The organism is Kitasatospora sp. NPDC059722, from assembly GCF_042733235.1.
In the GTDB taxonomy this organism is placed as follows: Bacteria; Actinomycetota; Actinomycetes; order Streptomycetales; family Streptomycetaceae; genus Kitasatospora.
The window spans coordinates 1-6,132 of record NZ_JBHWGD010000184.1; the positions used below are offsets into that span (position 1 = coordinate 1).

Consider the following 6,132-nt stretch of genomic DNA (forward strand, 5'->3'; position numbering starts at 1 on the left):
GAGCGACTCGGTCTGGGCCAGTGCGGTGGCCCAACGGGCCTTCCTTGCACGTGAGTTCATGTCACATCTCCTCAAGTCGGTCTGCTGCGCGACAGGTTATGGGAGAAGTGTGAAGAGGGAGTCGAGTTTCCCCACTGTTTGTTTCCAGGGTGGCGAGAGGCTCCCAGGCAACATGTGTTGCGCAATGAGCAATGAGTGTTGACGCCCGGTGCGGAGCGGCCCTACAGTGCGGCCGTGACTATCGATGATCTTGCTCACCGCATCGCCGCCGACGTCGCCGGCGAAGGCGGCCTCGCCGGCCTGCACCGGCTGTCCGAAGTGATCGCCGTCCTGGAGGACCGCCGCACGGCGGTCATCGACGAGCTGCGCCGCGGCCGCTACGCGACCTGGGAGGAGATCGGCCGCGCCTGCGGGATGACCCGCCAGGGCGCCACCCGTCGCTGGTCCGGCAAGCTGCGGGCCCGCTCGTTCGGCGCCGCGGCCGGCGCGTACCAGCAGGGGCGGCCCGGCTACCCGCTGGCGCTGATCGGCTCGGCCGTGCCGCGCGAGGCCCGCCGGGTGCTCGACCTCGGCGCGGGCACCGGCAAGCTGACCCGCCTGCTGGTGGACGCGGGCCTGGACGTCGTCGCCGTCGAGCCGGACGAGGCGATGCGCGACCAGCTCGCGGCGGCCGTCCCGAGGGCGGCCGTGCGGGGCGGCTCGGCCGAGCGGATCCCGCTGCCGGACGGCAGCGTGGACGCGGTGGTCGTCGCGCAGGCCTGGCACTGGTTCGACCAGGGCACCGCCGTGCCGGAGATCGCCCGCGTCCTCGCCCCCGGCGGCACGCTCTCCCTGATCTGGAACGTCCGCGACGAGTCCGAGCCGTGGGCCGCCGAACTCGGCGCCCTGATGCACCGCTCGGCGAAGCAGACGATCGACACCAAGCCCGTCGTCCCCGCCCCCTTCGGCGCCCCCGAGCGGCTGGAGATCCGCTGGGAGCACGTGACGACGAGGACCGGGATCCTCGACATGGTCGCCTCGCGCAGCTACGTCATCACCCTCCCCGAGGCCGAGCGCACCCGCCTCCTCGCGGACGTCGAGCACCTCCTCGACACCCACCCCGACCTCGCGGGCCACGAGGAGATCGCGATGCCGTACGTGACGAGGTGCACGCGTGTCCGTCTCTGACCCCGACGGGGTGACCATCCGCCGGCTGGGCGCGGGCGACGCGGAGGTGTACCGGACCTTCCGTCTGGAGGCCCTCCGGGAGACGCCCGAGGCCTTCACGTCGAGCTACGAGGAGGAGTGCGCGAAGCCGCTCGCGGTGTCCGTCCGCCGACTGGCGGAGGGCGCGGTGCTCGGCGCGTTCGCGGCGGACGGCGGGCTGATCGGCACGGCGGGCCTCAGGCTGCGCGCCCGGGGCCAGGAGCGGCACAAGGCGACGCTGTTCGGCATGGCCGTGGCGCCCGCGGCGGGCGGCCGGGGCGTCGGCCGGGCGCTGGTCGCGCGGACGCTCGAACTGGCCGCCGCTCACGACGAGGTGCAGCAGGTGCTGCTGACGGTCTCCGAGGGCAACGAGGCGGCGCTCCGGCTCTACACGTCGTGCGGCTTCGAGGTGTGGGGCCGGGAGCCGGGGGCCGTCGTGGTCGGCGGCCGGGCCGTGACGAAGCTGCACATGGTGCGCTTCCTCGACTCCTACCAGTCCCGCTCGGCGATCAGCTTCTCGGCGTCGGCCTCCGGGAACCCGTAGGCGTTCGCGATGAACCAGAAGTCCTCGGCGATCTCCTCGCGGGCGACCGTCTCGATCTCGCTGCCGGCGGCCTCGAACGCCTCCTGGAGGACGTTGAACTCCTCGGTGGCGCCGGCGGTGAGGCCGTACAGCGCGTCGAGGTCACCCGGCCGCTCGGCCTCGATCCGCTCGCACAGCCGCCGCAGGATGGCGCACCCCTGGTCGACGACGGCGTCGGGGAAGTAGTCGTCCCGGTACAACCCGGGCAGGAACGAGTACTGGAGGACCTGGTCGTTGGTGATCGGCATGGCGTGCTCCCTGTCGTGGTCGGACGTCCCGATCATGCACCCCGCCTCTGACAATCCGCCTCTGACGACCCGGCTACGGCAGCCCGGCGAGGTCGAGGAGCCCGTGCAGCCGGGCCGCGGTCAGCGCCGGGTTGGCCGCGGCGGCCTCGGCGAGCGCGGGGTCGGCGAGGAGGGCGTCGAGGACGTCGGGCGGGAGCAGCGGGTTGGTGGCGGCGGCCCGGCGGACCCGCTCGTCGGGGTCGGTGAGGAGCTCGACGGGCGGGTGGTCGAGGGTGGGGTCGGCGGCGGCCAGGGCGCGGACCTCGGGGTCCTCGTGGGTGAGGAGGTGCTGAAGTCCCGTGCGGGGCAGGGTGGGTAGCGTCCGCAGGTACTCGCGCTGCTCGGGGCTCGCGAGGAACGCGGCGAGGACGGTCGCGGGCGGGGCGAGCGGGTGGTGGTAGGCCAGCAGGTGCCGCACTCCCTCGTCGGGGTCGTCCGCGAGCCGGTCGACGAGGTGCGCGGGCAGGCCGGGCCAGGTGGCGGCGGCCCGGCGCAGCGACGGGAGTTCGGAGACGGCGCCGGCGAGGTACCAGTCCGGCTCGGCCTCGGATCCCGCGCCGATCGGGCCGAGGTCCGCGGGGTCGTCGGCGAGGACGCCGTGGATGACGGAGGCCTGCGCCCGAGTGCGGGGGAGCGGGTGCGCGAGTGCCCGGGAGCGGACGGAGGGGTCCGGGTCCGCCGCGAGTTCCGCGAGCGACCCGGCGTCCAGGTCGGCCCGTTCGGCGACGCGCCGGCGCAGTGCCGGGTCGGGGTGGCGGGCGAGCCGGGCGACGACGTGGGCAGGGGTGTACGGGCTGGCCGCGAGCGCGGGCAGGTAGCCGGGCTCCTCGGTGAAGCAGTGTTCGGCGATGGCGTCGGTGACCGCGTACAACCAGAGCATGGTGTAGCGGTCGCGCTCGCTCAGGCCCGGGCGGTGGAAGAGCGCTTCGAGGGCGGCGGGGTCGAGGCGGCGGGCCTCGCGCCGGGCCTGGTCGCGGACGGTCTCGTCCGGATCCGCGAGCAGGGCTTCGCGCTGGGCGGGGGTGAGGTGCTGCCAACTGCGGGCGGCGTGGGCCCTGAGCCGGGGGTGGGGGTGGTCGACCGCACGGAGGGAGAATGCCGTCGGCAGCTGGAACGAGAACGCCAGCTCCTGCCGGATCTCGTCCGCGGTGAGGATCCCGCCCCGGCCGGGCTCGTCCTCCGCGGAGAGCAGGGCCGCCAGCGCCTCGTCGGGCAGCGGCTCGACGCGCTGGAACCGCGGACGCGGTCCGCCGGCCAGCGCGGCGCGCACGAAGTCGAGCGGGTCGTGGACCAGCCGGCTGCGGATCTCCACCGGGACGTACCGGTTCCGGGCGATCGCCCGCCGGACTCCCGGCTCCGGGTGCGCGAGCGCGGCCTCGACGACGTCGTCCGGCAGCGGACGCCTCTCGCACAGGTCGAGGCGCGCGGGCTTCGCCTCCGGCGCCAGCAGTCGCAGCAGGACGTCCGAGGGTGCGGCGCGGTTGGCGGCGACGCCGCGGAGCAGCGCATCGGGGGCGACGGGGGAGGGCATCGGGCCATCGTCCCAGCGATCTTGGCCGGGCGTCCAGAGGGGTCGTCGGGGCCCGGTCAGTCCGTCGCGTCGCTGAGCCCCAGGCGCAGGTGCTCGATGTGGTAGACGGCCTGGTCGAGCAGTTCGGCGACGTGGTTGTCGTACAGCGCGTACACCACCGAGCGGCCCTGGCGGGTGCCGGTGACGAGGCCGAGGTTGCGCAGCAGGCGCAGCTGGTGGGAGCAGGCGGACTGTTCCATGCCGACCTCGGTGGCGAGTTCGGTGGCGGCGCAGGGGCCCTCGCGCAGGCGGGACAGGATCAGCAGGCGGGACGGGGTGGCGAGGGCCTGGAGGGTGGTGGCCACGCGGGCGGCGCCGTCGGCGTCCAGGCGGGTGCGCGGGACGGCTTCGGCGGCGACTTCGGCGCTTCGGGTGGTGGCGGCTCCATGACCCATGGGGACCATCGTACAGGCCATGAATGAAGGAGCGTTCATATGTTCATGTATCGTGGAAACGCCAGGGCCCAGCCCTGCCCTTGTCCTGTCGTGCCCGAAGGGTCCCCGCCTGCCATGCCCGCCACCCTGATCGAGCGCCCGGCGCCCACCGCGCCGCCGCGTCCGGATGCCGCCCCCCGCCGCCGCACCCGGGTCTTCGCCCTGCCCGAGGCCCGGTGGGCCGCCGCGGCGACGGTGCTGTTCCTGACCGCGCTGCCGCTCCAGCTGACCGGCGCCCCCGCCTGGGCCTGGGGCCCGCTCTACGCCCTCGCGTACGCCACCGGCGGCTGGGAGCCCGCGTGGGCCGGCCTCCGGGCGCTGCGCGAGAAGACCCTCGACGTCGACCTGCTGATGATCGTCGCCGCCCTCGGTGCCGCCGCCGTCGGGCAGGTCATGGACGGCGCTCTGCTGATCGTCATAGTCGACCCCTCCGGCGCCCTGGAGGCCCTGGCCACCGCCCGGACCGCCGACTCCGTGCGCGGCCTGCTCGACCTGGCCCCGACCACCGCCACCCGGCTCCTCGCGGGCGGCGCCGAGGAGAGCGTCCCCACCGAGGCGCTCGCCGTCGGCGACACCGTCCTCGTGCGGCCCGGCGAGCGGATCGGCGCCGACGGGCGGGTCCTGGACGGTGCGAGCGAGGTCGACCAGGCCACCATCACCGGCGAGCCGCTGCCCGTCGCCAAGGCCGCCGGCGACGAGGTCTTCGCCGGCACCCTCAACGGCACCGGCGCCCTGCGGATCCGCGTCGACCGGGACGCCTCCGACTCGGTGATCGCGCGGATCGTGCAGATGGTCGAGGAGGCCTCCGAGACCAAGGCGCCCACCCAGCTCTTCATCGAGAAGGTCGAGCAGCGCTACTCGATCGGCATGGTCCTCGCGACCCTCGCCGTCTTCGCCGTCCCGCTCGCCGTCGGCGCGGCCCTCACCGACTCGCTGCTGCGCGCGATGACGTTCATGATCGTTGCCTCGCCGTGCGCCGTCGTGCTGGCCACCATGCCGCCGCTGCTCTCCGCGATCGCCAACGCCGGACGCCACGGCGTCCTCGTCAAGTCCGCCGTCGTCATGGAGCGCCTCGGCCAGAGCGACACCGTCGCGCTCGACAAGACCGGCACCCTCACCGAAGGCACCCCGCGCGTCACCGACCTCCGCCCGCTCACCGGCTCCGGCCTCACCGAGGACGGGCTGCTCACGCTCGCCGCCGCGGCCGAGCACCCCAGCGAGCACCCGCTCGCCCGCGCCGTCGTCGACGCCGCCCGCGCCCGGGGCCTCGCCCTCCCCGCCGCCGAGGACTTCACCTCCACCCCCGGCATCGGCGTCAGCGCCACCATCGACGGCCGCATCGTCGCCGTCGCCGCACCCGCCCGTCTGCTCGAAGGACGCAGCGGCCCGGAGGTCGACCAGGCCGACGTGCACGCGGGGGAGCTGGAGGCGGCAGGCCGCACCGCCGTCCTGGTCGAGGCCGACGGCGTCCCGCTGGGCGTGCTCGGCATCGCCGACCGGCTGCGCCCCGACGCCGCCGCCACCGTCACCGCCCTCGCCGCGCTCACCGGCGGGACGCCGATGCTGCTCACCGGCGACAACCCGCGCGCCGCCGCGCACGTGGCCGCCGAGGTCGGCATCACCGACGTGCGCGCCGCGCTGCTGCCGCAGGACAAGGTGGCCGCCGTCCGCGAGTGCGAGGCGGCGGGCCGCAAGGTGCTGGTGATCGGCGACGGCGTCAACGACGCGCCCGCGCTGGCCGCCGCCCACACCGGCGTCGCGATGGGCCGGGCGGGCTCGGACCTCGCCCTGGAGACCGCGGACGCGGTGGTCGTGCGCGACGAACTCGCCACCGTCCCGGCCGTGGTGGCGCTCTCCCGACGGGCCCGCGGCCTCGTCGTGCAGAACCTGGTGATCGCCTCGGTGTTCATCTCCGCCCTGGTCGTGTGGGACCTCGTCGCCACCCTCCCGCTGCCGCTCGGCGTCCTCGGCCACGAGGGCTCGACCGTCATCGTCGGCCTCAACGGCCTGCGGCTGCTGCGCGAGGCCGCATGGCCCCGCGCCCGTGCCGGCCGGTGAGCCGCCGCGAGTGGC

General features: G+C 75.0%; 6 protein-coding genes. 3 read left to right on the forward strand and 3 right to left on the reverse strand.

Annotated elements, in window-relative coordinates; genetic code table 11:
• Positions 1–234: 234 nt before the first annotated feature.
• Positions 235–1,167 (forward strand): class I SAM-dependent methyltransferase, encoded by a 933-nt coding sequence (locus ACFV4F_RS41710; protein ID WP_380510958.1) that lies wholly within the window; start codon positions 235–237, stop codon positions 1,165–1,167.
• Positions 1,154–1,729, forward strand: a complete 576-nt coding sequence (locus tag ACFV4F_RS41715; protein WP_380510960.1) for a GNAT family N-acetyltransferase — start codon at positions 1,154–1,156, stop codon at positions 1,727–1,729. Before ACFV4F_RS41710 ends, ACFV4F_RS41715 begins: the two co-directional genes overlap by 14 nt.
• Here the strand turns inward: ACFV4F_RS41715 and ACFV4F_RS41720 are convergent.
• The 3 genes from ACFV4F_RS41720 to ACFV4F_RS41730 all read right to left on the reverse strand — a co-directional run bounded on the left by ACFV4F_RS41720 (position 1,675) and on the right by ACFV4F_RS41730 (position 4,020).
• Positions 1,675–2,016, reverse strand: coding sequence for a DUF5713 family protein (locus ACFV4F_RS41720; protein ID WP_380510972.1), 342 nt, complete (start codon positions 2,014–2,016; stop codon positions 1,675–1,677). The two genes, ACFV4F_RS41715 and ACFV4F_RS41720, sit on opposite strands and share 55 nt — an antisense overlap.
• Before the next feature lie 73 nt (positions 2,017–2,089).
• On the reverse strand, positions 2,090–3,586 hold the full coding sequence (locus ACFV4F_RS41725) for a hypothetical protein (RefSeq protein ID WP_380510963.1): 1,497 nt from the start codon (positions 3,584–3,586) through the stop codon (positions 2,090–2,092).
• Positions 3,587–3,642: 56 nt separating this feature from the next.
• Positions 3,643–4,020: an ArsR/SmtB family transcription factor gene (locus ACFV4F_RS41730; RefSeq protein WP_380510966.1), complete on the reverse strand. Its 378-nt coding sequence runs from the start codon at positions 4,018–4,020 to the stop codon at positions 3,643–3,645.
• Between the two features lie 114 nt (positions 4,021–4,134).
• Here ACFV4F_RS41730 and ACFV4F_RS41735 point away from each other — a divergent pair, with 114 nt between their 5' ends.
• Positions 4,135–6,117, forward strand: coding sequence for a heavy metal translocating P-type ATPase (locus ACFV4F_RS41735; protein WP_380510969.1), 1,983 nt, complete (start codon positions 4,135–4,137; stop codon positions 6,115–6,117).
• Positions 6,118–6,132: the final 15 nt, after the last annotated feature.

What these genes read in the sequence shown, in the direction of transcription:
- ACFV4F_RS41720 (WP_380510972.1), bottom strand. Translation starts at nt 2,016, where the DNA reads ATGCCGATCACCAACGACCAGGTCCTCCAGTACTCGTTCCTGCCCGGG.
- ACFV4F_RS41725 (WP_380510963.1), bottom strand. Translation starts at nt 3,586, where the DNA reads ATGCCCTCCCCCGTCGCCCCCGATGCGCTGCTCCGCGGCGTCGCCGCC.
- ACFV4F_RS41730 (WP_380510966.1), bottom strand. Translation starts at nt 4,020, where the DNA reads ATGGGTCATGGAGCCGCCACCACCCGAAGCGCCGAAGTCGCCGCCGAA.
- ACFV4F_RS41735 (WP_380510969.1), top strand. Translation starts at nt 4,135, where the DNA reads ATGCCCGCCACCCTGATCGAGCGCCCGGCGCCCACCGCGCCGCCGCGT.